The following is a 25,490-nucleotide window of genomic DNA, read 5'->3' on the forward strand; positions in this document are numbered from 1 at the left end:
TCGCTCTGCATCGTCGTCGGCGCGGCTCACGTGGAATCAGCGTAGGCGTCGTGGGCCGGGGCCGGCCGCGGGGTCGGGGCAGGCTGCGCGGGTGCCGCCGGGTCGACGACCGGTGGGCCGTCGGGTTCCCGGCCCTGCACCGGCGGGGGCCGCCACGGTAGGCGGGTGTAGGTCAGCGCGATGAGCAGCACCACGATGACGGTGCTGGCCAAGGTGGCGTCCACGATCTGGAACAGCGCGAACCGGTCGCCGTTGGCGGTCGGGCCGAAGATGCCGACGACGAGGCTGATGACGATCGCCGCCACCCGGAAGCCGGTGCGGGTCGCCCAGGCGGCCAGCGGGATGATGGCCCACAGCAGATACCAGGGCTGCACGACGGGAAACAGCAGCACCGTGATGCCCAGCGCGACGCCCAGCCCGCCGATCGGGTGCAGCCGGCCGCGAAAAACGGCCAGCAGCAACCACGCCACCATGACCGTGATGATCAGCACACCGATCGCACGGGTCAGCCCCAGCACCGCGGTGGTGTGATCGCCCAAGCCCAGCAGGATGCCCACCTGTCCGGTGCCGAGCGCCAGGAGCGTCGGCGGCGACATCCAGCTGCGCACCACGTTGGCGGTGCCCAGCGTGTAGATCCAGCCGAAGCCCAGGCCGCTGGCCCAGCCGACGACGGCCATCACCGCCAGCGACAGCGCCGCCATGCCGCCACCCGCCAACAGCAGGGCACGCAGGTTTCCTCCGCGCCGGTGGGCCAGCGCCATCGTGACGAAGCCCAGTGCCAGCAGCGACGGGAGCTTCACCTGCGACGACAGCGTGATCAGGACGGCGCCGGCCAGCAGCATGCCCAGCGGCTCCCAGTCCGGGCCGAATTTCCAGGAGTGGGGCAGCAGGCGTGGAGCATCGATGCCGCGCAGCGCGAATTCGGCCCCGGCCAGCATCAGGCCCAGCATCAGCGCCTCATTGTGCACGCCGGCCACCAGATGCATGATCAGCAGCGGGTTGGCCGCGCCCAGCCACAGCGCGCTGACCTCGGCGACGCCGCAGCGCCGGGCCAGCCGCGGTGTCGCCCACACGATCAGTCCGACGCCGAGCAGCTCCACCAGCCGATGACTCAGCACGGCGGCGACGATGTTTTCGCCGGTGATCGCGGAAATGCCGCGTCCCATCCACAAGAACAGCGGGCCGTAGGGCGCGGGCGTCTCGCGCCACAGGGTCGGCACGGACAGGGTGAAGATATGGGACAGGCCCAGCCCAGAGGCCGGGCCGACCCGGTACGGGTCGAGCCCCTCCAGGGAGATCTGGCTCTGCGCCAAATAGGAGTAGACGTCCTTGCTGTACATCGGTGGCGCGATCAACAGCGGCAGCACCCACACCAGCAGGGTGCGGTCCAGGTCGCCGCGCGACATCCGCCGGTTGCCCAGCGCGAACCGGCCGAGCATCAGCCAGGCCAGCGCCATCATGACCGCGCCCGTCGTCGTCATCGTCAACGACACCGTCTGGATCCGCGACGGCAGGTTGAGCAACCGCACCCCGAACGTGGGGTCCTGCACGACCGGCCGGGCCCCGGCGCCCAGCGCGCCGATGGCCATCAGCACGGTGCCGGTGGCGCCGAACAGGCGGATGCGGCGAAGCGTGGTGAGCTCGGTATCGTTCAGCGGCGAACCCACCGCTTGCTCGTCGCCGTGCAGACTCGCGATCGACGAGCTCAGCGTGTGGTGGCGGGCTGCCATCAGAGCAGCGTAGCCGTCGGGCCCGAGCCGGCGGCGATGGCAAGCGTGCGTTGTGCGACGCGGTGACCGCAAGTGCGGCGCGCGTTGTGCTGGGTGTGACCAGCGCAACGCAAAGACAGGGGACCCTTGCTAGACCGATCGCCGGAATTGAGTCACACTGGTGTTGTGAAAATCCGAACCAGCCTCGAGGAGGCCGCCGGTACCGGCGCGGCCGACGTCGCCGCTGCCACCTCGGATGGTCACACTCGTCGTGCCATCGTGCGCCTGCTGCTGGAATCCGGATCGATCACCGTCGGCGAGATCGGTGACCGGCTGGGCCTGGCGGCCGCCGGTGTGCGGCGCCACCTCGACGCCCTGATCGAGGCGGGGGAGGCCGAGTCCGCGGCCGCTGCGGCATGGCAGCAGGTGGGACGCGGGCGCCCCGCCAAGCGTTACCGGTTGACCGCGGGCGGCCGGGCCAAGCTCGACCACGCCTACGACGACTTGGCGGCGGCGGCCATGCGGCAGCTGCGCGAGATCGGCGGTGAAGAGGCGGTCCGGGCGTTCGCCCGGCAACGGATCGACGCCATTTTGACCGACGTCTCCGCGGCCGACAGCGCGGCGGACGACGACGTCGAGGCGGCCGCGGAACGGATCGCCACCGCGCTGACCAAAGCCGGCTATGTCGCCAGCACCACGCAGGTCGGTGGGCCGATTCACGGTGTGCAGATCTGCCAGCACCACTGCCCGGTCTCCCACGTTGCCGAGGAATTCCCGGAGTTGTGCGAAGCCGAGCGGCAGGCGATGGCCGAGGTGCTGGGCACCCATGTCCAGCGGTTGGCGACCATCGTCAACGGCGACTGCGCCTGTACCACGCACGTACCCCTGACCCAGATGTCAAACAAGGCGCCCAGCCCGCGCCGCGACACTACGAGCAGCAAAGGAGCGTCAGTATGACACTCAGCCCAGAAGCCACCAAGGCCGCGGTTGGCACCGAGCCGTTGACCCAGGAAGAGACGATTGCCTCGCTGGGCCGGTACGAATACGGGTGGGCTGATTCCGACGTCGCGGGCGCCAGCGCGAAGCGCGGGCTGTCCGAGGCCGTTGTCCGCGACATCTCGATGAAGAAGAGCGAGCCCGAGTGGATGCTGGAAGCCCGGCTGAAGGCGCTCTCGACGTTCCTCAAGAAGCCGATGCCAACGTGGGGCTCGGATCTCGGCGGCATCGACTTCGACAACATCAAGTACTTCGTGCGGTCCACCGAAGCCCAGGCCCAGAGTTGGGAGGAGCTGCCCGAGGACATCCGCAACACCTACGACCGGTTGGGCATCCCGGAGGCCGAGAAGAATCGCTACGTGGCCGGTGTGGCGGCTCAGTACGAGTCCGAGGTGGTCTACCACAAGATCCGCGAGGACCTGGAGGCCCTGGGCGTGATCTTCGTCGACACCGACACCGGTTTGCGCGAGTACGAGGATTTGTTCAGGCAGTACTTCGCCACCGTGATCCCGGCCGGGGACAACAAGTTCTCGGCGCTGAACACCGCCGTGTGGAGCGGCGGGTCGTTCATCTATGTGCCGCCGGGCGTGCACGTCGACATCCCGCTGCAGGCCTATTTCCGGATCAACACCGAGAACATGGGCCAGTTCGAGCGGACGCTGATCATCGTCGACGAGGGCGCATACGTGCACTACGTGGAGGGCTGCACCGCGCCGGTGTACTCCTCGGCCTCGCTGCACTCGGCGGTGGTGGAGATCATCGTGAAGCCCGGCGGCCGATGCCGTTACACCACGATCCAAAACTGGTCCAACAACGTCTACAACCTGGTCACCAAGCGTGCCCGCGCCGAAGCCGGCGCCACCATGGAGTGGGTCGACGGCAACATCGGGTCCAAGGTGACCATGAAGTACCCGGCCGTATGGATGACCGGAGAGCACGCCAAGGGCGAGGTGTTGTCGGTCGCGTTCGCCGGGGACGGCCAGCACCAGGATGCCGGCGCCAAGATGCTGCACCTGGCGCCGAACACCTCCAGCAACATCGTCTCCAAATCGGTGGCCCGCGGGGGCGGCCGCACCTCCTACCGCGGTCTCGTTCAAATGAACAAGGGCGCTCACGGGTCTCGATCCAGCGTGAAATGCGATGCGCTGCTGGTGGATATGATCAGCCGCAGCGACACCTACCCCTACGTCGACATCCGCGAGGACGACGTCACGATGGGCCACGAGGCCACCGTGTCGAAGGTCAGCGAGAACCAGCTGTTCTACCTGATGAGCCGCGGGCTGACCGAAGAAGAGGCGATGGCGATGGTGGTGCGTGGTTTCGTCGAGCCGATCGCCAAGGAACTGCCCATGGAGTACGCACTGGAGCTCAACCGGCTGATCGAACTGCAGATGGAAGGCGCGGTCGGCTAGTGACGAATCTGACAGAAGCGGTTGAGGGTTCGGCCTTGGCCGCAGTCAACAAGGGCGAGATCTTCTCCTCGTTCGACGTGGACGCGTTCGAGGTCCCGCACGGCCGCGACGAGATCTGGCGATTCACCCCGCTGCGACGGCTGCGCGGCCTGCACGACGGTTCGGCGCGTGCCACCGGCAGGGCCGAGGTCAGCGTCGACGAACAACCCGGCCTGCGGGTCGAGACCGTCCGCCGCGGCGACGAGCGCCTCGGCCAGGGTGGCGTGCCGACCGACCGTGTTGCGGCGCAAGCGTTTTCGTCGTTCAACTCCGCGACGTTGATCGCCGTCGAGCGCGACACGCGCATCGCCGAGCCGGTCGGCATCACCGTTACCGGCCCCGGCGAGGGCGCGGTGGCGTACGGACACCTGCAGATTCGCGTCAGCGAGCTCGCCGAGGCGGTCGTCGTCATCGACCACCGGGGCAGCGGAACCTTCGCCGACAACGTCGAGCTCATCGTCGACGATGCCGCCCGGCTCACCGTGGTGTGGCTCGCCGACTGGGCCGATGACGCCGTGCACGTCAGCATGCACCACGCCAAGCTGGGCAAGGACGCGGTGCTGCGCCACGTCGCCGTCACGCTCGGCGGTGAGGTGGTGCGGATGACGGCCAACGTGCGGTATTCCGCCCCCGGCGGGGACGCCGAACTGCTGGGCCTGTATTTCGCCGACGACGGCCAGCACCTCGAGTCGCGGCTACTCATCGACCACGCGCAGCCGAACTGCAAGTCCAATGCGCTCTATAAGGGTGCGTTGCAAGGAGATTCGGCGTCGCAGCGCCCGGATGCTCACACCGTCTGGGTCGGTGACGTGTTGATCCGGGCCGAAGCCACCGGCACCGATACCTTCGAGGCGAACCGCAATCTGGTTCTCACCGATGGCGCGCGGGCCGACTCGATACCCAACTTGGAGATCGAGACCGGGGAGATCGTCGGCGCCGGACATGCCAGCGCCACCGGGCGTTTCGACGATGAGCAACTGTTCTACCTGCGCTCCCGCGGCATCCCGGAAGAGGAGGCCCGCCGGCTGGTGATCCGCGGATTCTTCGGCGACATCATCTCCAAGATCGCGGTGCCCGAGGTACGGGAACGCCTCACCGCAGCCATCGAACACGAATTGGCCATTACCGAATCGAGAGCAACAGTTTCATGACGACCTTGGAAATCAAAGACCTGCACGTCAGCGTTGAGAACCCCAACGCCGCCGAGGGGGAACAGCAGATCCCCATCCTCAACGGCGTCGACTTGACGGTGAAATCCGGTGAGACACACGCCCTGATGGGCCCCAATGGTTCGGGCAAGTCGACGTTGTCCTATGCCATCGCCGGCCACCCCAAGTACACGGTGACATCGGGCTCCATCACGCTGGACGGCGAGAACGTGCTGGAGATGAGCGTCGACCAGCGCGCGCGGGCCGGGATATTTCTGGCCATGCAATATCCCGTCGAGGTGCCGGGCGTCTCGGTGTCGAACTTCCTGCGTTCGGCGGTGACCACGATGCGTGGCGAGGCCCCGAAGCTGCGGCAGTGGGTCAAGGAGTTCAGGGGCGCGATGTCCGCACTCGAGATCGACCCGGCCTTCGCCGAGCGCAATGTGAACGAGGGATTCTCCGGCGGTGAGAAGAAGCGCCACGAGATCTTGCAACTCGAACTGCTCAAGCCCAAGATCGCCATCCTGGACGAAACCGACTCCGGGCTGGACGTCGATGCGCTGCGGGTGGTCAGCGACGGCGTGAACCGCTACGCCGAAACCGGCTGGGACGACGGCACCGGTCAGCGGGTGCGGGCCGGCGTTCTGCTCATCACGCACTACACCCGCATCCTGCGCTACATCCATCCCGAATACGTGCACGTTTTCGTCGGCGGCCGCATCGCGGAATCCGGTGGGCCGGAACTGGCCGACGAACTCGAGCAGAACGGCTACGTGCGCTTTTCGCAAGCGGCGACCACCGGGGCATAAGCATGGCTGCCCCCGTGACTCCGCTGGATGTGGCGGCGATCCGCGCCGACTTCCCGATCCTCAAGCGCATCATGCGCGGTGGAAATCAGTTGGCGTACCTGGATTCCGGGGCGACGGCGCAACGTCCCCTGCAGGTGCTCGACGCCGAGCGCGAATTTCTGCTCACCTCCAACGGCGCCGTGCATCGCGGTGCACACCAGCTGATGGAGGAGGCCACCGACGCCTACGAGCAGGGTCGCGCCGATATCGCGGCGTTCGTCGGTGCCGACGCGCAAGAGCTGGTCTTCACCAAGAACGCCACCGAGGCGCTCAACCTGGTCTCCTATGTGCTGGGCGACACCCGGTTCGACCGCGCGGTCGGCCCCGGCGACGTCATCGTCATCACCGAACTCGAGCACCACGCCAACCTGGTCCCCTGGCAGGAGTTGGCCCGCCGCACCGGGGCCACGCTGCGCTGGTATGGGGTCACCGAAGATGGCCGCATCGACCTGGACTCGCTGCAACTCGACGAGCGGGTCAAAGTCGTTGCCTTCAGCCACCATTCGAATGTCACCGGTGCGCTCGGACCCGTGGGTGAGCTGGCCTCCCGCGCCAAGGCGGTGGGTGCGTTCACCGTCCTGGACGCCTGCCAGTCGGTGCCGCACCGGCCGGTCGACTTCCACGGACTCGACGTCGACTTCGCCGCCTTCTCCGGACATAAAATGCTGGGCCCCAACGGGATCGGTGTGCTGTACGGCCGCAGCGAGGTGCTGTCGGCGCTGCCGCCGTTCCTCACCGGCGGCTCGATGATCGAGAACGTCACCATGGAAGCCTCCACCTACGCGCCGGTGCCGCAGCGCTTCGAGGCCGGTACCCCGATGACGTCCCAAGTGGTCGGGCTGGCCGCGGCCGCCCGCTATCTCAACGACATCGGCATGGACGCCGTCGAGGCCCACGAGCGCGAACTGGTCGCCGCCGCCATCGAGGGCCTGTCCGGTATCGACGGCGTGCGGATCATCGGGCCCACCTCATTGGAAAACCGCGGCTCCCCAGTGGCATTCGTCGTCGACAGCGTGCACGCGCACGATGTCGGGCAGGTACTCGACGACGACGGCGTCGCGGTGCGCGTCGGGCACCACTGCGCGATGCCGCTGCACCGCCGGTTCGGTCTGGCCGCCACCGCGCGGGCGTCGTTCGCGGTGTACAACACCCTCGACGAGGTCGAGCGTTTGGTGGCCGGTGTGCGCCGCGCGCTGGATTTCTTTGGGAGAGAATGACCTTGCGCCTCGAACAGATGTATCAGGACGTGATCCTCGATCACTACAAGCACCCGCAACACCGGGGGCTGCGGGAGCCGTTCGGCGCCGAGGTGTTTCACGTCAACCCGGTCTGCGGTGACGAGATCACCCTGCGCGTCGCGTTGTCCGACGACGGCGAAACCATCGCCGACGTGTCGTATGACGGGCAGGGCTGCTCGATCAGCCAGGCGGCCACCTCGGTCCTCACCGAGCAGGTGATCGGCCAAAGCGTCGGCGACGCGCTCAAGACCATCACCGCGTTCAACGAAATGGTGTCCTCGCGGGGAACCATCGACGGCGACGAGGATGTCCTCGGTGATGGAGTCGCGTTCGCCGGAGTGGCCAAGTACCCGGCGCGGGTGAAGTGCGCGCTGCTGGGATGGTTGGCATGTAAGGATGCGTTGGCTCGCGCCAGCGCGGCTAACGACGTACTGGCCCAAGCCAGTCAAGCCCTCGAGGAGGTTACAGATGAGCGAAACCACCACACCGCATGACGCGTTGCTGGCCGATGTCGCGGAGGCGATGCATGATGTCATCGACCCCGAGCTCGGTATCAACGTCATGGATCTGGGCCTGGTGTATGGCCTAGAGGTTGAGCACGGTGAGATGGGCCCGGTGGCCTTGCTCGACATGACGCTCACGTCGGCGGCCTGCCCGCTGCAAGACGTCATCGCAGACCAGTCGCAGAACGCGGTGGTCGGTGCCGGTTTGGTCGATGAGCTGCGGATCAATTGGGTGTGGAACCCGCCGTGGGGCCCGGACAAGATCACCGACGACGGACGCGAGCAACTGCGCGCCCTCGGCTTCACGGTCTAAGGGCGCCTTTTCGCGGTTTCCCGCGTCCCAGCCCGATGGTGGCGACCCGCTGTGCCCGGCTGCGCCGCGCCGGCGATCGCCACTAAATCCGATGGTGGCGACCCGCTGTGCCCGGCTGCGCCGCGCCGGCGATCGCCACTAAATCCGATGGTGGCGACCCGCTGTGCCCGGCTGCGCCGCGCTGGCGATCGCCACTAAATCCGATGGTGGCGACCCGCTGTGCCCGGCTGCGCCGCGCTGGCGATCGCCACTAAAGGTGGACGTGGAGGTGGGGCAGATGCAGGTGGTGGTGCGGATGCCCCATGGGTGGGCACGTCTCCAAGCTGATCATCGTCGCGTGCAGCGCGCCGCCGTCTTGAGTTCCGTTTGCCCCCATGCATTTACCGTTCGTGATCGCCTGGGCGTCCGACGGCGTCTGCCTTAGATATGAGGTCGTGTCGGCGACGGTCACGGTGGTGGGAGCGCCCGGGCCGCCGGGGCCCAGACCGGTGACGGCAATGGTGTTGCCCGACACCGAGGCCACCGTGCCGTAGAACCCGGCCGGCGGCGGGCACTTGCCATCCGCCGACTCGGTGACCGTCACCGATTGCGCGGTGATCGCGCCGGGCGGTGGCTTACTCTCCGGGGTGGCGCGGACATTCACGCAGCTTCCGGGTGTCACATCGGTCAGCTTCGCCGGGGCGACCTGCACGACCCTTGTCTCGGGGGTGTAGTCCACGGTCGCGGAGCCGCTCCGGGTCCGGAGCGCGATCGTGTCGCCGGACACCGACTGGACCATGCCCTCGACATAGTCCTTGCCGACCGGAGGCGGCGGGGGCCCCGGCGGCGGCGCGGCGCTCGGTGCCGCGCTGGGCGGGACGGCCGTGACGGTAGGTGGCGTGCCGCTGGTCGACGTGTCGTGCGAGGAGCCGCACATGGCCACCAACAACGCGATGAAAGCGATCACTGCGCCTATCGCGATCTGCGTCGGCCGAGGTTTCAACGATGCGGCACGCACAGACTCTTCTCCATCGCATGTTTCGCCGTCGTGGGCAGTTACCCCGGCGAAGCGCGGTTTTCACCCGCGCCCATCGGGGTTACGGCAATTTCACGCAGCGCGAGCCGGGTCAGCCACCTTCGCCGGGCTGCTTGGGCTTGCCGCATTTGCCGTCGACGGCTTGTCGTAACTTGATGCTCGTCGCCTGCAGCACACCGCCACTGTCCGTGGTTCCGCGCGCGGACAGACACTTGCCCGGCGTGATCGCGTCAGTGTTCGCGGACGTCTGCTTGCTGTATTTGGTCTTGTCGTCGACCGTCACGGCCGTCTGCGTGGTGTTCCCGCTGGGATCCGTGCCGGTCACGTTGATGGTGTTACCCGAGACCGACGCCACCGAACCCCGCACCATGGCCGGCTTGGCGGGCGCCGGCGACGGCGACGATGAGCCGGGCGGTGGTGTGCTGCTGGCGCCGCCCGGTGTGGACTCCCGCGGTTTGGGGCAGACGCCGTTGACGGACTCGCTGATCTTGACCTTCGCGGCCGTGACCTGCTGCCCGGGCGCCGATCCCTCGGTGGGCTTCACGCTGACGCAGCTGCCCTGGGTGACGTCCGGCAGGCCCGCCGGAACGGCCTCGGTGATCTTGGTGGTCGAGGTGAAGTTCACCGCGGCGGTGGCGTTGTCTTCCTTGGTGACCTGGATGGAGTTGCCCGCCACGGACGCGATCAGGCCGCGGACCTTGGCTTCAGCGTTGGGCGTGGACGATGGGGCCGCCGAGGTCACGGTCGACGTCGACGTTGAGGTTGAGGTCGAGGTGGAGCTGGATTTGTTCGAAGAGCCGCAGGCGGACAGGGACAGTGCGGTGGCTCCCGCCACCGCGAATACCGCGAAGCGCGTGAGCCGGGGCACGCGACAGCTGGCAGACATCAACGTTTCTCCATTCGTCGGTTAAGGCCAACGTCATAATTTACCCGTTTGAACTGTGCTTAACCTTTGAGCCGTCAGAAGGCCTCTTCGGGCACCTTCATGATCTCGTCGTCGATGGCCTCGATGACTTCGCGCAGGGCGGTCAGCTTGGGCAACATGTTCTTGGCGAAGAACGACGCCGTCGCGACCTTGCCCCGATAGAACGGCTCGTCGTGTCCGGCCGCGCCGTCGCTCAGCGCGCGGTGCGCGACGGCGGCTTGCACCAGCAGTCTCCAGCCGATCAGCAGGTCGCCGACCGCAAGCAGAAAGCGCACCGATCCCAGCCCCACCTTGTAGATGTCGGTGGGCTGTTGGGCCGCGGACATCAGGTAACCGGTCAGCGCGCCCGTCATCGCCGTCACGTCGTCGTAGGCGGTCTGCAGTAGTTGGCCTACCGGCTTGAGCGCCTCGTCGCAGTCATCGATGGTCGCGGCGATCTGCGTCATCAGGAACTGCAGGGCCTGGCCCCGGTCGCGCACGATCTTACGGAAGAAGAAGTCGAGCGCCTGGATGGCGGTGGTGCCCTCGTAGAGCGAGTCGATCTTGGAATCACGGATGTACTGCTCGAGCGGGTAGTCGGCCAGGAAGCCGGACCCGCCCAGCGTCTGCAGCGACTCGGTCAGCACCTCGTAGGCCCGTTCCGAGCTCACGCCCTTGACGATGGGCAGCAGCAGATCGTCGATCCGGTGCGCCATGTCGTGATCGGCACCCGAAACACGTTGGGCCACTGCGTCATCCTGGTGTGCGGCCGCATACATGTAGAGCGCTCGCAGGCCCTCGGCGTAAGCCTTCTGGGTCATCAGGCTGCGACGCACGTCGGGGTGGTGGATGATGGTGACTCGCGGGGCCGTCTTGTCGGCCATCTGGGTCAGGTCCGCGCCTTGTACCCGCTCTTTGGCGAAGGCCAGCGCGTTCAGGTAACCCGTGGACAGCGTGCCGGCGGCTTTGACGCCAATCGTCATGCGTGCGTGCTCGATGACGGTGAACATCTGCGCGATGCCCCGGTGCACGTCGCCGACCAAGTAGCCGACGGCGGGCACATCGGTTGCGCCGAAGGTCAATTCGCATGTCGGGGAGGACTTGATGCCCATCTTGTGTTCCAGGCCGGTGACGAAAACCCCGTTGCGCGCGCCGAGTTCGAAAGTGTCCGGGTCGAACAGGTGGTTGGGCACGTAGAACAGGCTCAGGCCCTTGGTGCCCGGGCCGGCGCCCTCGGGACGGGCCAGCACCAGGTGGAAGATGTTCTCGGCGGTGTCGCCCACGTCGCCGCCGGAGATGAAGCGCTTGACGCCCTCGATGTGCCAGGTGCCGTCGGGTTGTTCGAAGGCTTTGGTGCGGCCGGCGCCGACATCGGAGCCCGCGTCGGGTTCGGTGAGTACCATCGTGGCCGCCCAGCCGCGCTCCACGCCCTCGGCGGCCCAGTGGCGCTGCTGCTCGTTGCCCTCGATGTACAGGGCCTGGGCCATCAACGGGCCGAGGCAGAAGAAGTTCGCCGACGGGTTGGCGCAGATGATCATCTCGTTGACCCCCCACGCCAGCGGCGGAGGTGCCGCCATGCCGCCGATCTCTTCGTCGAGCATCAGCCGCCACCAGCCGGCTTCCTTGATCGACGCCACCGTCTTGGCCAGCTCGTCCGGCACGCTGATGGTGTGCTCGGCCGGGTCGAACACCGGCGGGTTGCGGTCGGCGAAGGCGAAGGATTCGGCCACCGGACCTTCGGCCAGGCGAGCGGCTTCGGTCAATATGGTTCGGACCGTCTCCTCGTCGAGGTCGCGGTAGCCACCGGTGCCCAGGACGGCGCCGATATCGAGGACTTCGAAGAGGTTGAACTCGAGATCACGGACGTTAGCGATGTAGTGGCCCAACGCGATTCCCTCACTGGTCCTTTGAGGCGGCGGATGGTCAGGCTCAGTCTGTCGGACGCGGGAAAACGTACGCAACCGTAACCATGGCGGAATGCGGCGCCGTGCGCCATGGCGCGCCGGGAACATCGCGCCGCGGCCGGGCGTTACGGCAAACGTGACAACACTTGATCTCACCGCTGAGAAGTTCAACGAAACCGTCGAGGGCAACGACATCGTGCTCGTCGACTTCTGGGCGTCCTGGTGTGGTCCGTGCCGCCAGTTCGGCCCCACTTTCCAGGCGTCATCGGAGAAACATCCCGACATCGTGCACGCCAAGGTCGACACCGAGGCCGAACAACAGCTGGCCGCGGCCGCCCAGATCCGGTCCATCCCCACGCTGATGGCCTTCAAGAAGGGCAAACTGCTGTTCAACCAGCCCGGGGCCCTGCCGCCGGCGGCCCTCGAGGACCTGGTCCAGCAGGTTCGGGCCTTCGACGTTGACGCGGCCGAACCCGGGCCGGCCGAATAAGCGCGACACCGCGCTGCCGTCGGCCACGCGCTAGGTTGCATGGGTGAGTTTGGTACTGGTAGATCACCCGCGCCCCGGCGTCGCGCTGATAACCCTCAACCGACCCGAGCGGATGAACTCCATGGCGTTCGACGTCATGGTGCCCCTGAAGGAGGCACTGGAGAAAGTCCGATACGACAACGCCGTGCGCGTGGTGGTGCTGACGGGCGCCGGCCGGGGTTTTTCCTCGGGTGCCGATCACAAGTCCGCGGGCTCGGTGCCCAACGTCGAGGGGCTGACCCGACCCACCTATGCGCTGCGTTCCATGGAGATTCTCGACGAGGTCATCCTGGCCTTGCGCCGGCTGCACCAACCGGTGATCGCCGCGGTCAACGGCCCAGCCATCGGCGGGGGCCTGTGCCTGGCGCTGGCCGCCGACATCCGGGTGGCCTCCACCAGCGCGTACTTTCGCGCCGCGGGCATCAACAACGGGCTGACGGCCAGCGAACTGGGGCTGTCTTACCTGCTGCCCCGGGCCATCGGATCGTCGCGGGCGTTCGAGATCATGCTGACCGGCCGCGACGTCACCGCGGAGGAGGCCGAGCGGATCGGGCTGGTGTCGTGCCAGGTGCCCGAGAAGCAGCTGCTGGACACCTGCTATGCGATCGCGGCGCGGATCGCGGCGTTCTCGCGGCCGGGTACCGAGTTGACCAAGCGCACGCTGTGGACTGGACTGGACGCCGGTAGCCTGGAAGGGCACATGCAAGCCGAAGGCTTGGGACAGCTTTTCGTCCGCCTGCTCACCGCCAACTTCGAAGAAGCGGTTGCCGCGCGCGCAGAACGACGACCAGCGGTGTTCACCGACGACAAATAGACGTCCTTCAACTCAGGAGAGCGATCGTGATCACGGCCACGGACCTCGAGGTCCGCGCTGGTGCGCGCATCCTGCTCTCACCCGACGGCCCCGACCTGCGGGTGCAGCCCGGCGACCGCATCGGGCTGGTCGGCCGTAACGGCGCGGGCAAGACCACCACCCTGCGCATCTTGGCGGGGGAGACCGAGCCGTATGCCGGATCGATCATCCGCACCGGCGAAATCGGTTATCTGCCACAGGATCCCAAAGAGGGCGACCTCGATGTGCTGGCCCGCGACCGGGTCCTGTCGGCCCGCGGGTTGGACGTGTTGCTCACCGATCTGGAAAAGCAGCAGGCGTTGATGGCCGAGGTCGCCGACGACGACGCCCGCGACCGCGCGATCCGCCGGTACGGCCAGCTGGAGGAGCGTTTCGTGGCCCTGGGCGGCTACGGCGCGGAAAGCGAAGCCGGCCGCATCTGTGCCAGTCTCGGCTTGCCGGAACGGGTGCTGACGCAGCAGCTGCGCACCCTGTCCGGCGGGCAGCGCCGCCGGGTAGAACTGGCGCGCATCCTGTTCGCCGCCTCGGAGGGGGGAGCGGGAACCTCGGGCTCTGAGACCACGCTGCTTCTCGACGAGCCCACCAACCACCTGGACGCGGATTCCATCGGCTGGTTGCGGGATTTCCTGCGCGCCCACACCGGCGGGCTGGTGATCATCAGCCACAACGTCGAATTGCTCGCCGACGTCGTCAACCGGGTGTGGTTCCTGGACGCCGTGCGCGGCGAGGCCGACGTCTACAACATGACGTGGCAGAAGTACCTCGATGCCCGCGCGACCGACGAGCAGCGTCGCCGACGGGAACGTGCGAACGCCGAACGCAAGGCCGCCGCGCTGCGAACCCAGGCCGCGAAGCTGGGCGCCAAAGCCACCAAAGCCGTTGCCGCCCAAAATATGTTGCGCCGGGCCGACCGGATGATGGCCGCGCTCGACGAGGAGCGGGTCGCCGACAAGGTGGCCCGCATCAAGTTCCCGACGCCGGCCGCGTGTGGGCGCACGCCGCTGATCGCCAAGGGGCTGAGCAAGTCGTATGGGTCGCTGGAAGTGTTCACCGGTGTCGATCTGGCGATCGACCGCGGCTCACGGGTGGTGGTGCTCGGGCTCAACGGCGCCGGCAAGACCACATTGCTGAGACTGCTGGCCGGCACCGAGGCCCCCGACACCGGAGGGCTCGAGCCCGGACACGGCTTGCGGATCGGTTACTTCGCGCAGGAGCACGACACGCTCGACAACGATGTGAGCGTCTGGGAGAACATCCGGCATGCCGCACCGGATTCGGGCGAGCAAGAACTGCGCGGCCTGCTGGGCGCGTTCATGTTCAGCGGCCCTCAACTCGACCAATTGGCGGGCACCCTGTCCGGCGGTGAGAAAACCCGGCTCGCGCTGGCCGGTCTGGTGGCGTCGACCGCCAACGTGTTGTTGCTCGACGAACCCACGAACAACCTCGATCCCGCGTCGCGCGAGCAGGTGCTCGACGCTCTGCGCAGCTATCAGGGCGCGGTGGTGCTGGTGACGCACGACCCCGGCGCCGCCGAAGCCCTCGACCCGCAACGAGTGGTGCTGCTACCCGACGGCACCGAGGACTACTGGTCCGACGAATACCGGGATCTGATCGAGCTCGCCTGATTTGATGGTGGCGATCCGCTTCGCCCGGCTGCGCCGCGCTCGCGATCACCACTAACCTGCGGCAAGTGGCCACAGGTGATTTGGCGAAATCCGCCCGCGGCCGAGGATGGCTTCTTACTCTAGGTGCTTGCGATCGTGTCCCGGCCTCGGAGGAACCATGAGAAGAACAGTGCAAAGGTCGGCCAAGGCGCGCGACCAGTTGTTGGACGAGCTGCGCCACGCCTACGAAGGCGGGGCCAGCATCCGCAGCCTGGTCGCCACGACCGGCAGGTCGTACGGGTCGATTCACAGCCTGCTGCGGGAATCGGGTACCACGATGCGCAGCCGCGGCGGCCCCAACCGGACCGCGAAGGTCGCGCCGTAAATCCGCCGAGCGTGAATCCCGCGACACTGAATCGGCGTGCCGCGTCGTGAGATTCACAATCGGGGCACCTTCACAATCGGCGCGCCTTAACTGCGCCGCACCGAATTCTCCACCAGGTCGAGCACCGAGGCCAGGCGCTGCGGATCCTCGCCCGACGCCAACCGGGCCACCAGGCCGTCGAGCACCAACTCCAGATAGCACCGCAGCACGTCACCGGGGACGTCGTCGCGCACCCGGTGTGCCTCCGTCTGCCTGCGCAGCCGATCGGCGGTGGCCTCCGCCAGCTCGGCCGACCGCTCCGCCCAGCCGCGGCTGAACGCGGGATCGTTGCGCAGCTTGCGGGCGATCTCCAATCTGGTGGCCAGCCAGTCGAACTGGTCGGGCGCGGCCAGCATGTCCCGCATCACCTGGATCAGTCCGGCGCGGGAGGCCACATCGGCCATCCGCTCGGCGTCCTCGTGGGCGAGGGCGAAAAACAGCGCGTCCTTGTCCCGGAAATGGTGGAAGATCGCGCCGCGCGACATCCCGATCGCCTTTTCCAGCCGGCGCACCGTGGCTTTGTCGTAGCCGAATTCGGCAAAGCAGCGGCGGGCGCCGTCGAGGATCTGGCGGCGGCGGGCCGCCAGATGGTCCTCGCTGACCTTGGGCACGGGTGGCTGGCCGGCTCGGGCTTAGCCCGACTTCAGCATGTTGCGCAGCACGTACTGCAGGATGCCGCCGTTGCGGTAGTAGTCGGCCTCGCCGGGGGTGTCGATGCGCACCACCGCGTCGAACTCGATCGCGTCCGAACCATCCTTGCTTGCCTTGACGCGCACCGTCTTCGGCGTCTTGCCGTTGTTGAGCTCCTCGATACCGGTGATGTCGAACACCTCGGTGCCATCCAGCCCCAGATCCCCGGCGGACTTGCCGTCCGGGAACTGCAACGGGATCACGCCCATACCGATCAGGTTGGACCGGTGGATCCGTTCGAACGACTCGGCGATCACCGCGCGCACGCCGAGCAGCCGCGTTCCCTTGGCAGCCCAGTCGCGTGACGAGCCCGACCCGTACTCCTTACCGCCCAGCACCACCAGCGGAATGTCTTGTGCCGCATAGTTTTGCGCCGCGTCATAGATGAACGCTTGCGGCGCTTCTCCATTTTCGGACTGGGTGAAGTCGCGGGTGTAGCCGCCGGACACGTCGTCGAGCAACAGGTTACGAAGCCTGATGTTGGCGAACGTGCCGCGGATCATCACCTCGTGATTGCCGCGCCGCGAGCCAAAGGAGTTGTAGTCCTTGCGTTCCACGCCGTGGTCGTCGAGGTACTGCGCCGCCGGAGTGCCCGGCTTGATGCTGCTGGCGGGGGAGATGTGGTCGGTGGTCACCGAGTCGCCGAGCAGCGCCAGCACCCGCGCGCCGGTGATGTCGGCGACCGGCTCAGGCTCGGCGGGCATGCCCTCGAAGTACGGAGGTCTACGCACGTACGTCGAATCCGAGTCCCACTCAAAGGTGTTGCCGCTCGGCGTGGGCAGGTTGCGCCAGCGCTCGTCACCCTTGAACACGTCGCCGTAGTTCTTGGTGAACATCTCGGAGTTGATCGCCGAGGCGATGGTGTCGGAGACATCCTGCTGCGACGGCCAGATGTCCTTCAAATAGACATCCTTGCCCGCTTTATCTTTCCCGAGCGGCTGCTGATCGAAGTCGAAGTCCATCGTCCCGGCCAGTGCGTAGGCCACCACCAGCGGCGGTGAAGCCAGGTAGTTCATCTTCACGTCCGGGTTGATGCGGCCCTCGAAGTTTCGGTTGCCTGACAGCACGGCGGTGACCGAAAGGTCTTTGTCGTTAATGGCTTTCGAAATCTCTTCCGGCAGCGGGCCGGAGTTGCCGATGCACGTGGTACACCCGTAGCCGACCAGATAGAAGCCGAGCTTCTCCAGGTACGGCCACAGGCCGGCCTTGTCGTAGTAGTCGTTGACCACCTGCGAGCCGGGCGCCATCGTGGTCTTCACCCACGGCTTGGACGCCAGGCCCTTTTCGACGGCGTTGCGGGCCAACAGCGCCGCGCCCAGCATCACCTCCGGATTGGAGGTGTTGGTGCACGACGTGACCGCGGCGATCACCACCGCGCCGTGGTCGAGCACGAACTCGCCACGCTCGTCCGACTTGACCGTCACCGGGCTGCTGGGTCGGCCCTGGGAATGGGCGGCCGCCGAATGCACCTCGGGAACGTCGTCGGCATGTCCGTTCGACACGGCGCCCGGATCGCTGGCCGGGAATGTTTCCTCGACCGACTCGTCCAGTTTCGAGTAGCCCTGCTCCCCGTCGCCATCGACGTAACTGAGGATCTGCTTGCGGAAGGTGGACTTGGCCGCCGACAAGGCAATGCGGTCCTGCGGGCGCTTCGGTCCGGCGATCGACGGCACCACCGTGGACAGGTCGAGCTCGAGGTACTCGGAGAACGCCGGCTCGTGCGTGGGGTCGTGCCACATGCCCTGTTCCTTGGCGTAGGCCTCGACCAGCGCCAGCTGCTCATCCTTGCGGCCGGTGAAGCGCAGATAGGAGATGGTCTCCTCGTCGATTGGGAAAATGGCTGCGGTGGAACCGAATTCGGGGCTCATGTTGCCCAGGGTGGCGCGGTTGGCCAGCGGCACCTCGGCCACGCCCTTGCCATAGAACTCGACGAACTTTCCGACCACGCCGTGCTTGCGCAGCATCTCGGTCACGGTGAGCACGACGTCGGTCGCCGTCACACCGGGCTGGATTTCGCCGGTCAGCTTGAAGCCGACCACGCGGGGGATCAGCATCGACACCGGCTGACCGAGCATCGCGGCCTCGGCCTCGATGCCACCTACGCCCCAGCCCAGAACGCCGAGGCCGTTGACCATCGTGGTGTGCGAGTCGGTGCCCACACAGGTGTCGGGGTAGGCCACCCCGTCGCGGCTCATCACCACGCTGGCGAGGTACTCGATGTTGACCTGGTGCACGATGCCGGTGCCCGGGGGCACCACCTTGAAGTCCTGGAATGCTCCCTGGCCCCAGCGCAGGAACTGATAGCGCTCGCCGTTGCGCTGGTACTCGATCTCGACGTTGCGCTCGAATGAGTCGGCGGTGCCGAACAGGTCGGCGATCACCGAGTGGTCGATCACCAGGTCGGCGGGCGCGAGCGGGTTGACCTTTTCCGGGTTGCCGCCGAGCTCGCCGATCGCCTCGCGCATGGTGGCCAGGTCGACGATGCACGGCACACCGGTGAAGTCCTGCATCACGACCCGCGCTGGGGTGTACTGGATCTCGATGCTGGGCTCCGCCTTGGGATCCCAGTTTGCGATGGCCTCGATGTGGTCTTTGGTGATGTTGCTGCCGTCCTCGTTGCGCAGCAGGTTCTCGGCCAGCACCTTGAGGCTGTAGGGGAGCTTCTCCGTGTTGGGGACGGCGTCGAGGCGATAGATCTGGTAACTCTTGTCGCCGACCTCGAGGGTGTTGCGGGCTCCGAATGAGTTCACAGAATCAGTCACTTCAACTCCCAAGGATTTAGTTCTGCCGCCGACGGGGCTGGTGTCGGCGGGTGCGCTGCCAACTTTAACAGTACGTTTGTCCTGCATTACGACAGCAGCCCTGACTTCAGTCTTATCGCGGTGGCCGCCGGTTTAAACCTGCGCGCATGCCCCAATCGCGCCGAGATCTACCGCGGGGCGACCCCCGCCGGCGCATGCCGAGTGCGTGGCTCACGTGTCGCGGGGAAGCGGGCCCGCGTGGCGGGCCGGAGCCGGCGCGGTGGGCCCGCGATGGGACGGGGCGACGTCGCGTACGGTGCCTGTAGCACTGCGCCAGGAGGGACACGCCGCCGCAGGAGGGAAACAATGAACGGGCAAGATTCTTTCGTCGGACCGCTGCCGCAAACGGTTCCGGTGCTCCCCGCGTACATTCCCGTGGACGTCGACATCGCGATGGTCAAGGCCCAGGTCGCCGCCACCGGAGTCAGCGCGCCGCCGGCGGCCATGCCCGGACTGCTCGACGTGGTCAACCAAGCGCACGCCGAGGGCATCAACCTCAAGATCGTGCTGCTCGACCACAATCCCCCGAACGACACTCCGTTGCGCGACATCTCGACCGTGGTCGGCGCCGACTATCACGACGCCACCGTCCTGACACTGAGCCCGAGTTACGTCGGCAGCTACAGCACACAGTTCCCGCGCGTCACCCTCGAGGCCGGTGAGGACATCGCCAAGACGGGCAACCCGGTGGCCTCGGCGCAGCATTTCCTGCACGAGCTGGACACGCCCGAGTTTCCCTGGACCGGCCTGACCATCTTCCTCTTGATCGGGGTCTTCGCGGCGGCCGTCGGCACCCGGTTGTTGCAGGTGCGTAGCAAGCGCGCAGCAACGTCGGACGACGCGGCGGCCGCTGAGGATGCCGAGGCCAATACCGGCGCCTGACAACTCGTATTCGTTTCTTCGGGTTCGGCTGACGAATTCCGCCCCCTGCCACGGCAAACGGGGCAGGTCACCGTTCGGTCACAGTAAACGCACGTAGAGAGTGCGATTTCAGCGGGGCGTTTGCACGCCCACCCATGTGACGTACGGTGCAAATGATGCTGGTGTTGTCTTTGGCGCCTTACGAGAGATCTGTGGCCGGCGCCACCCGTCGCGTCGAGCCGTAGGAGACCTGAGTCGAATGAGACGCACACGCTGGGGGTCTTCCGCGCGACCGGCCGCACGGCTGGTGCGGCCCATCGTGCCGTCGGTGCTGAGCGTGGCCCTGTTGATATGCACCCCGGGCCTGGCGCAGGGTGATTCCACCGCCGACAATCTGGCCGCACTGATCGCGAACGTCGCCAAGGCCAACCAGCGCCTGCAGAACCTCAGCGCCGAAATTCAGACCGAGCAGGAAAGCGTCAACAAAGCCCTGGTCGACGTGGAGACCGCCCGGGACAACGCGGCGACCGCCCAACACGATCTTCAGACCAGCCAGCAGGCGGTCAAGGATTCCACCGCGGCGATCGCCGGGGCGCAGCGCCGCTTCGATACTTTCGCCGCGGCCGCCTACATGAACGGCCCGTCGAGCAGTTACCTGAACGCCGGCAGCCCCGACGACATCATCGCCACCGAAGCCGCCGCCAAGAGCCTGACCGCCAGTTCGCAGACCGTGATGGCCAAGCTGCAGCAGGCCCGCACCGAGCAGGTGAACAAGGAATCGGCGGCGCGGCTCGCCAAGCAGAACGCCGACAAGGCCGCCGCCGGCGCCAAGGCCAGCCAGGATGCCGCCGTGGCGGCGCTGACCAACTCCAGGCAGAAGTTCGACGAGCAGCGCGAGGACATGATCCGCCTGGCCGCCGAGCGGAACCAGGCGCAGGCCAAGCTCGAGGAGGCCAAGCGTGAGGCCGCCGCCCGGCAGGGGTCGACGGGCGGGGCTCCGGCGTCCGGTGACCGGTGGGAGTCGGGAACACCGGGCGCGGCGGCGCCGTCGGCCGGGGGCCGCCAATGGGACGGCGCCTGGGACCCCACCCTGCCGATGATCCCGAGCGCCAACATTCCTGGCGACCCGATCGCGGTGATCAACCAGGTGCTGGGCATCTCGGCCACCTCGACGCAGGTCACCGCCGGTCTCGGCCGTAACTTCCTGCAGCAGATCGGCATCCTCAAGCCCGACGACACCGGCATCACCAACGCGGCGCCGGGCGGGGTCGGGGGGCGGATCCCGCGGGTCTATGGGCGCCAGGCTTCCGAGTACGTCATCCGGCGCGGCATGTCCCAGATCGGCGTGCCCTACTCCTGGGGCGGCGGCAACGCGGCCGGCCCGAGTAAGGGAATCGACTCCGGGGCGGGCATCACCGGCTTCGACTGTTCGGGTCTGGTCTTGTACTCGTTCGCCGGGGTGGGGATCAAGCTGCCGCACTACTCGGGCTCGCAGTACAACCTGGGCCGCAAGATCCCGTCCTCGCAGATGCGCCGCGGCGACGTCATCTTCTACGGCCCGGGCGGTAGCCAGCACGTGACGATCTACCTCGGTGACGGCCAGATGCTCGAGGCGCCCGACATCGGGTTGAAGGTCCGCGTCGCCCCGGTGCGCACCAGCGGCATGACCCCCTACGTGGTCCGTTACATCGAGTACTGAACGAGGAGCTATGCGCCGCAAGCGGTTTCGTTTCATCAACTTCGCCTGGATCACCACCGTGGTGACCGGGCTGATGCTTACCGTGGCCGGCCCGGCTCCGCTGGCCACGGCCGACCCCGGCGCGTGGGATCCCACCCTGCCGGCCCAGATCAGCGCCGGCGCCCCGGGAGATCCGCTGGCCGTCGCGAACGCCTCGCTGCAGGCCACCGCCCAGGCCACCCAAACCACATTCAACCTGGGCAAGCAGTTCCTGGGCGGGCTCGGGATCAACCTCGGCGGCGATCCCGCTCCCAGCGCGGCAACCCCCACCAACCCGGGCGGCAAGATCCCGCGGGTCTACGGCCGCCAAGCCATCGAGTACGTGATCAAGCGGGGCGGATCGCAGATGGGTGTCCCGTATTCGTGGGGCGGCGGCTCGCTGGACGGGCCCAGCAAGGGCGTCGGCGACGGCGCCAACATCAACGGCTTCGACTGCTCGGGCCTGATGCGCTACATGTTCGCCGGCGTCGGCGTGCTGATCCCGCGGTTCTCCGGTGACCAGTACAACGCCGGGCGCCACATTCCGCCGGATCAGGCCAGGCGCGGCGACCTGATCTTCTACGGCCCGAACGGCAGCCAGCACGTCACCATGTACCTGGGCAACGGCCAGATGCTGGAGGCCTCCGGCAGCGCCGGAAAGGTAACGGTCAGCGCGGTTCGTAAGCCCGGCATGACGCCGTTCCTGACCAGGATCATCGAGTACTGACGCCGGGTGTCCCCGAGCGGGCACGTCCCCGGGGCGGGAGCACCAGCGTCGACGGAATTCGGCAGGCCTGGAATAGTTGGACGCGGGCACGTCGCTGCCCCACGACATTCGTCGTGCCGGCAGTCGTGTCCGATCGAGTTGGTTGAGCGGTGGAAGGTAGCAGTTCATGACAGCAGCAGGTGGGCCGCCGCCAGGCGCCAGCGGTTACTCGGGCCCGGGCGGGCAATCAGGGCCGCCGGCTCACGAAGCGCCGACGGGTGGCGGTAACGGGCTGGCCGCCGAGGTCCAGACCCTGGAGCGGGCCATCTTCGAGGTCAAACGCATCATCGTCGGCCAGGACCAGCTGGTGGAGCGGATGCTGGTCGGGCTGTTGTCTAAGGGCCACGTGCTGCTCGAGGGTGTTCCCGGTGTCGCCAAAACGCTGGCCGTCGAGACGTTCGCGCGGGTGGTCGGCGGGACGTTCGCGCGTATCCAGTTCACCCCCGACCTGGTGCCGACCGACATCATCGGTACCCGCATCTACCGGCAGGGCAAGGAGGAGTTCGACACCGAGCTCGGCCCGGTGGTGGTCAACTTCCTGCTCGCCGACGAGATCAACCGCGCGCCCGCCAAGGTGCAGTCGGCGCTGCTGGAGGTCATGCAGGAACGCCAGGTGTCGATCGGTGGCAAGAGATTCCCGCTGCCCAACCCGTTCCTGGTGATGGCCACGCAGAACCCGATCGAGCACGAGGGCGTCTACCCGCTGCCCGAAGCGCAGCGCGACCGCTTCCTGTTCAAGATCAACGTCGGCTACCCGTCGCCGGAAGAGGAACGCGAGATCATCTACCGGATGGGCGTGCGCCCGCCGGAGCCCAAGCAGATCCTCAACACCGGCGACCTGCTGCGGCTGCAGGACATCGCGGCCAACGGTTTCGTCCACCACGCGCTGGTGGACTATGTGGTGCGGGTGGTGACCGCCACCCGCCATCCCGAACAGCTCGGCATGAACGACGTCAGAACGTGGATCTCGTTCGGTGCCTCCCCGCGTGCCTCGCTGGGCATCATCGCGGCCTCCCGGTCGCTGGCGCTGGTCCGCGGCCGCGACTATGTGATTCCGCAAGATGTCGTGGACGTCATTCCCGACGTCCTGCGCCACCGGCTGGTGCTCACCTACGACGCGCTCGCCGACGAGATCTCGCCGGAGATCGTCATCAACCGGGTGCTGCAGACGGTTGCCCTGCCTCAGGTGAATGCCGTTCCGCAGCAAGGGCATTCGGTGCCCCCGGTGATGCAACCCGCCGGCGCGGCCAGCGGTCGGTGACCGATCCCAAGCGGCCGCCGGCTGTCCATCCGCCCTCGATGCAGCGCGGGCAGATCGACGACCCGAAGCTGTCGGCGGCGCTGCGCACCCTCGAGCTCACCGTCAAACGCAAGCTCGACGGTGTGCTGCATGGCGATCACCTCGGCCTGATCCCCGGGCCGGGCTCCGAGCCGGGGGAGTCGCGCGAGTATCAGCCCGGCGACGACGTCCGGCGTATGGACTGGGCCGTCACCGCGCGCACCACGCACCCCCACGTTCGGCAGATGATCGCCGACCGCGAGCTGGAAACGTGGTTGGTGGTCGACATGTCGGCCAGCCTGGACTTCGGTACCACCGTGTGCGAGAAGCGGGACCTGGCGGTGGCGGCCGCGGCCGCGATCACCTACCTCAACAGCGGTGGAGGCAACCGGCTCGGTGCGATCGTCTCCACCGGCGCGGACATGATCCGAGTGCCCGCCCGCTCGGGTCGCCAGCATGAGCAGACGCTGTTGCGCACCATCGCCACCACGCCCCGCGCGCCGGTCGGGGTGCGCGGCGATCTGGCGACGGCGATCGACGCGCTGCGCCGCCCGGAACGCCGCCGCGGCATGGCGGTGATCATCAGCGACTTCCTCGGGCCGATCAACTGGATGCGCCCGTTGCGGGCGGTCGCCGCCCGGCACGAGGTGTTGGCCATCGAGGTGCTCGACCCCCGCGACGTCGAACTGCCCGACATCGGCGACGTGGTGCTGCAGGACGCCGAGTCCGGGGTCACCCGCGAATTCACCATCGACGCCCAGCTGCGTGACGATTTCGCCAAGGCCGCCGCGGCGCACCGCGCCGACGTGGCCCGCACCGTCCGCAGCTGCGGGGCCCCGATACTGACGCTTCGCACCGACCGCGACTGGATCGCCGACATCGTGCGGTTCGTGGAATCCCGCCGGCGCGGGGCATTGGCGGGGCGGCAGTGACATTGCCGCTCCTCGGCCCGATATCGTTGTCGGGCTTCGAACATTCGTGGTTCTTCCTGTTCCTGCTGGTCGTCGTCGGGCTGGCGGCGCTCTACATCTTGATGCAGTTGGCGCGGCAGCGGCGCATGCTGCGGTTCGCCAACATGGAGCTGCTGGAAAGCGTTGCCCCCAAGCGCCCGTCGACGTGGCGGCATGTGCCGGCGATCCTGCTCGTCGCGTCGCTGGTGCTGTTCACCATCGCGATGGCGGGCCCGACCAACGACGTCCGCATTCCCCGCAACCGCGCGGTGGTGATGCTGGTGATCGACGTGTCGCAGTCGATGCGCGCCACCGATGTCGCGCCCAACCGGATGGCGGCCGCCCAGGAGGCCGCCAAACAGTTCGCCGACGAGCTGACGCCGGGCATCAACCTCGGGCTGATCGCGTATGCGGGGACCGCGACGGTGTTGGTGTCGCCGACGACCAACCGGGATTCGACCAAGACCGCGCTGGACAAGCTGCAGTTCGCCGACCGCACCGCCACCGGGGAGGGCATCTTCACCGCTTTGCAGGCCATCGCGACCGTCGGCGCGGTGATCGGTGGCGGCGACAAACCGCCGCCGGCGCGCATCGTGTTGTTCTCTGACGGCAAGGAGACGATGCCGACCAATCCGGACAACCCGAAGGGCGCCTTCACCGCCGCGCGCACCGCCAAGGACCAGGGTGTGCCGATCTCGACCATCTCCTTCGGCACGCCGTACGGCTTCGTCGAGATCAACGACCAGCGCCAGCCGGTGCCGGTCGACGACGAGACGCTCAAGAAGGTCGCCCAGCTCTCGGGCGGGAACGCCTACAACGCTGCGTCTTTGCAGGAACTGAAGTCGGTCTACGCGACGCTGCAGCAGCAGATCGGCTACGAGACGATCAAAGGCGATGCCAGCGTGGGCTGGGTGCGGTTGGGTGCGCTGGTGTTGGCGTTGGCGGCGTTGGCGGCGCTGCTCATCAACCGCCGCCTGCCGACCTAGT

23 protein-coding genes are annotated in these 25,490 nt (G+C 67.3%); 17 read left to right on the forward strand and 6 right to left on the reverse strand.

Annotated elements, in window-relative coordinates; translation table 11 throughout:
- Window positions 1-26: 26 nt before the first annotated feature.
- The gene (gene mptB / locus EPN51_RS17015; RefSeq protein WP_293044649.1) at window positions 27-1,730 is read right to left on the reverse strand and encodes a polyprenol phosphomannose-dependent alpha 1,6 mannosyltransferase MptB; all 1,704 of its coding nucleotides are present in this window, start codon (window positions 1,728-1,730) and stop codon (window positions 27-29) included.
- Window positions 1,731-1,856: 126 nt separating this feature from the next.
- On the opposite strand from mptB, the gene EPN51_RS17020 reads away from it, so the two are divergent.
- The 7 genes from EPN51_RS17020 to EPN51_RS17050 are packed head-to-tail and all read left to right on the forward strand — an operon-like array spanning window position 1,857 to window position 8,206.
- A complete protein-coding gene (locus EPN51_RS17020; RefSeq protein WP_293044651.1) occupies window positions 1,857-2,666 on the forward strand; it encodes a metalloregulator ArsR/SmtB family transcription factor in 810 nt (269 codons plus the stop codon).
- Window positions 2,663-4,117, forward strand: a complete 1,455-nt coding sequence (gene sufB, locus EPN51_RS17025; protein ID WP_293044653.1) for a Fe-S cluster assembly protein SufB — start codon at window positions 2,663-2,665, stop codon at window positions 4,115-4,117. Before EPN51_RS17020 ends, sufB begins: the two co-directional genes overlap by 4 nt.
- On the forward strand, window positions 4,117-5,307 hold the full coding sequence (sufD, locus tag EPN51_RS17030; RefSeq protein WP_293044655.1) for a Fe-S cluster assembly protein SufD: 1,191 nt from the start codon (window positions 4,117-4,119) through the stop codon (window positions 5,305-5,307). The genes sufB and sufD overlap by 1 nt, the downstream gene beginning before the upstream one ends.
- Window positions 5,304-6,113 carry a Fe-S cluster assembly ATPase SufC gene (sufC, locus tag EPN51_RS17035; RefSeq protein WP_293044657.1) on the forward strand — a complete coding sequence of 270 codons (810 nt, stop codon included), beginning with the start codon at window positions 5,304-5,306 and terminating at the stop codon, window positions 6,111-6,113. Before sufD ends, sufC begins: the two co-directional genes overlap by 4 nt.
- A gap of 2 nt (window positions 6,114-6,115) precedes the next feature.
- Window positions 6,116-7,369 carry a cysteine desulfurase gene (locus tag EPN51_RS17040; protein ID WP_293044659.1) on the forward strand — a complete coding sequence of 418 codons (1,254 nt, stop codon included), beginning with the start codon at window positions 6,116-6,118 and terminating at the stop codon, window positions 7,367-7,369.
- Window positions 7,366-7,884, forward strand: a complete 519-nt coding sequence (sufU, locus tag EPN51_RS17045) for a Fe-S cluster assembly sulfur transfer protein SufU (RefSeq protein ID WP_293044661.1) — start codon at window positions 7,366-7,368, stop codon at window positions 7,882-7,884. Before EPN51_RS17040 ends, sufU begins: the two co-directional genes overlap by 4 nt.
- Window positions 7,859-8,206, forward strand: coding sequence for a metal-sulfur cluster assembly factor (locus EPN51_RS17050; protein WP_293044663.1), 348 nt, complete (start codon window positions 7,859-7,861; stop codon window positions 8,204-8,206). The genes sufU and EPN51_RS17050 overlap by 26 nt, the downstream gene beginning before the upstream one ends.
- Before the next feature lie 250 nt (window positions 8,207-8,456).
- On the opposite strand, the gene EPN51_RS17055 is transcribed toward EPN51_RS17050, so the two are convergent.
- The 3 genes from EPN51_RS17055 to EPN51_RS17070 form a co-directional block, all read right to left on the reverse strand.
- Window positions 8,457-9,188 carry a DUF5666 domain-containing protein gene (locus tag EPN51_RS17055; protein WP_293044771.1) on the reverse strand — a complete coding sequence of 244 codons (732 nt, stop codon included), beginning with the start codon at window positions 9,186-9,188 and terminating at the stop codon, window positions 8,457-8,459.
- A gap of 124 nt (window positions 9,189-9,312) precedes the next feature.
- Window positions 9,313-10,107, reverse strand: a complete 795-nt coding sequence (locus EPN51_RS29045) for a DUF5666 domain-containing protein (protein ID WP_366509453.1) — start codon at window positions 10,105-10,107, stop codon at window positions 9,313-9,315.
- Between the two features lie 74 nt (window positions 10,108-10,181).
- Window positions 10,182-12,011 carry an acyl-CoA dehydrogenase gene (locus EPN51_RS17070; RefSeq protein WP_293044665.1) on the reverse strand — a complete coding sequence of 610 codons (1,830 nt, stop codon included), beginning with the start codon at window positions 12,009-12,011 and terminating at the stop codon, window positions 10,182-10,184.
- A 154-nt stretch (window positions 12,012-12,165) separates the two neighbouring features.
- Here EPN51_RS17070 and trxA point away from each other — a divergent pair, with 154 nt between their 5' ends.
- From trxA to EPN51_RS17090, 4 genes are all read left to right on the forward strand, one after another.
- On the forward strand, window positions 12,166-12,519 hold the full coding sequence (gene trxA / locus EPN51_RS17075; protein WP_293044667.1) for a thioredoxin: 354 nt from the start codon (window positions 12,166-12,168) through the stop codon (window positions 12,517-12,519).
- Window positions 12,520-12,562: 43 nt separating this feature from the next.
- Window positions 12,563-13,372, forward strand: a complete 810-nt coding sequence (locus tag EPN51_RS17080) for an enoyl-CoA hydratase (protein WP_293044669.1) — start codon at window positions 12,563-12,565, stop codon at window positions 13,370-13,372.
- A gap of 26 nt (window positions 13,373-13,398) precedes the next feature.
- Complete coding sequence (locus tag EPN51_RS17085; RefSeq protein WP_293044671.1) at window positions 13,399-15,036, forward strand: ABC-F family ATP-binding cassette domain-containing protein; 1,638 nt, start codon at window positions 13,399-13,401, stop codon at window positions 15,034-15,036.
- A 169-nt stretch (window positions 15,037-15,205) separates the two neighbouring features.
- Window positions 15,206-15,400 (forward strand): helix-turn-helix domain-containing protein, encoded by a 195-nt coding sequence (locus EPN51_RS17090; protein WP_293044776.1) that lies wholly within the window; start codon window positions 15,206-15,208, stop codon window positions 15,398-15,400.
- Window positions 15,401-15,486: 86 nt separating this feature from the next.
- On the opposite strand, the gene EPN51_RS17095 is transcribed toward EPN51_RS17090, so the two are convergent.
- Entirely contained in the window at window positions 15,487-16,050 is a 564-nt protein-coding gene (locus EPN51_RS17095) for a TetR/AcrR family transcriptional regulator (RefSeq protein WP_293044673.1), read from the reverse strand.
- 21 nt (window positions 16,051-16,071) lie between these two features.
- Window positions 16,072-18,891: an aconitate hydratase gene (locus tag EPN51_RS17100; protein ID WP_293044675.1), complete on the reverse strand. Its 2,820-nt coding sequence runs from the start codon at window positions 18,889-18,891 to the stop codon at window positions 16,072-16,074.
- A 345-nt stretch (window positions 18,892-19,236) separates the two neighbouring features.
- Here EPN51_RS17100 and EPN51_RS17105 point away from each other — a divergent pair, with 345 nt between their 5' ends.
- From EPN51_RS17105 to EPN51_RS17130, 6 genes are all read left to right on the forward strand, one after another.
- Complete coding sequence (locus EPN51_RS17105) at window positions 19,237-19,812, forward strand: DUF6676 family protein (RefSeq protein ID WP_293044677.1); 576 nt, start codon at window positions 19,237-19,239, stop codon at window positions 19,810-19,812.
- Between the two features lie 238 nt (window positions 19,813-20,050).
- Window positions 20,051-21,490, forward strand: coding sequence for an NlpC/P60 family peptidoglycan endopeptidase RipA (ripA, locus tag EPN51_RS17110; RefSeq protein WP_293044679.1), 1,440 nt, complete (start codon window positions 20,051-20,053; stop codon window positions 21,488-21,490).
- 10 nt (window positions 21,491-21,500) lie between these two features.
- On the forward strand, window positions 21,501-22,235 hold the full coding sequence (gene ripB, locus EPN51_RS17115; protein WP_293044681.1) for an NlpC/P60 family peptidoglycan endopeptidase RipB: 735 nt from the start codon (window positions 21,501-21,503) through the stop codon (window positions 22,233-22,235).
- 166 nt (window positions 22,236-22,401) lie between these two features.
- Complete coding sequence (locus EPN51_RS17120) at window positions 22,402-23,535, forward strand: MoxR family ATPase (protein ID WP_293044683.1); 1,134 nt, start codon at window positions 22,402-22,404, stop codon at window positions 23,533-23,535.
- Window positions 23,532-24,485: a DUF58 domain-containing protein gene (locus EPN51_RS17125; protein WP_293044685.1), complete on the forward strand. Its 954-nt coding sequence runs from the start codon at window positions 23,532-23,534 to the stop codon at window positions 24,483-24,485. The genes EPN51_RS17120 and EPN51_RS17125 overlap by 4 nt, the downstream gene beginning before the upstream one ends.
- Window positions 24,482-25,489: a VWA domain-containing protein gene (locus EPN51_RS17130; RefSeq protein WP_293044687.1), complete on the forward strand. Its 1,008-nt coding sequence runs from the start codon at window positions 24,482-24,484 to the stop codon at window positions 25,487-25,489. The genes EPN51_RS17125 and EPN51_RS17130 overlap by 4 nt, the downstream gene beginning before the upstream one ends.
- The last annotated feature ends 1 nt before the right edge of the window (window position 25,490 follow it).

Origin of the sequence: Mycobacterium sp. (assembly GCF_004298145.1) — a bacterium.
GTDB lineage: Bacteria > Actinomycetota > Actinomycetes > Mycobacteriales > Mycobacteriaceae > Mycobacterium.

What these genes read in the sequence shown, in the direction of transcription:
- EPN51_RS17040 (WP_293044659.1), top strand. Translation starts at nt 6,116, where the DNA reads ATGGCTGCCCCCGTGACTCCGCTGGATGTGGCGGCGATCCGCGCCGAC.
- ripA (WP_293044679.1), top strand. Translation starts at nt 20,051, where the DNA reads ATGAGACGCACACGCTGGGGGTCTTCCGCGCGACCGGCCGCACGGCTG.
- mptB (WP_293044649.1), bottom strand. Translation starts at nt 1,730, where the DNA reads ATGGCAGCCCGCCACCACACGCTGAGCTCGTCGATCGCGAGTCTGCAC.
- sufC (WP_293044657.1), top strand. Translation starts at nt 5,304, where the DNA reads ATGACGACCTTGGAAATCAAAGACCTGCACGTCAGCGTTGAGAACCCC.
- ripB (WP_293044681.1), top strand. Translation starts at nt 21,501, where the DNA reads ATGCGCCGCAAGCGGTTTCGTTTCATCAACTTCGCCTGGATCACCACC.
- EPN51_RS29045 (WP_366509453.1), bottom strand. Translation starts at nt 10,107, where the DNA reads ATGTCTGCCAGCTGTCGCGTGCCCCGGCTCACGCGCTTCGCGGTATTC.
- EPN51_RS17105 (WP_293044677.1), top strand. Translation starts at nt 19,237, where the DNA reads ATGAACGGGCAAGATTCTTTCGTCGGACCGCTGCCGCAAACGGTTCCG.
- sufU (WP_293044661.1), top strand. Translation starts at nt 7,366, where the DNA reads ATGACCTTGCGCCTCGAACAGATGTATCAGGACGTGATCCTCGATCAC.
- EPN51_RS17050 (WP_293044663.1), top strand. Translation starts at nt 7,859, where the DNA reads ATGAGCGAAACCACCACACCGCATGACGCGTTGCTGGCCGATGTCGCG.
- EPN51_RS17120 (WP_293044683.1), top strand. Translation starts at nt 22,402, where the DNA reads ATGACAGCAGCAGGTGGGCCGCCGCCAGGCGCCAGCGGTTACTCGGGC.
- sufB (WP_293044653.1), top strand. Translation starts at nt 2,663, where the DNA reads ATGACACTCAGCCCAGAAGCCACCAAGGCCGCGGTTGGCACCGAGCCG.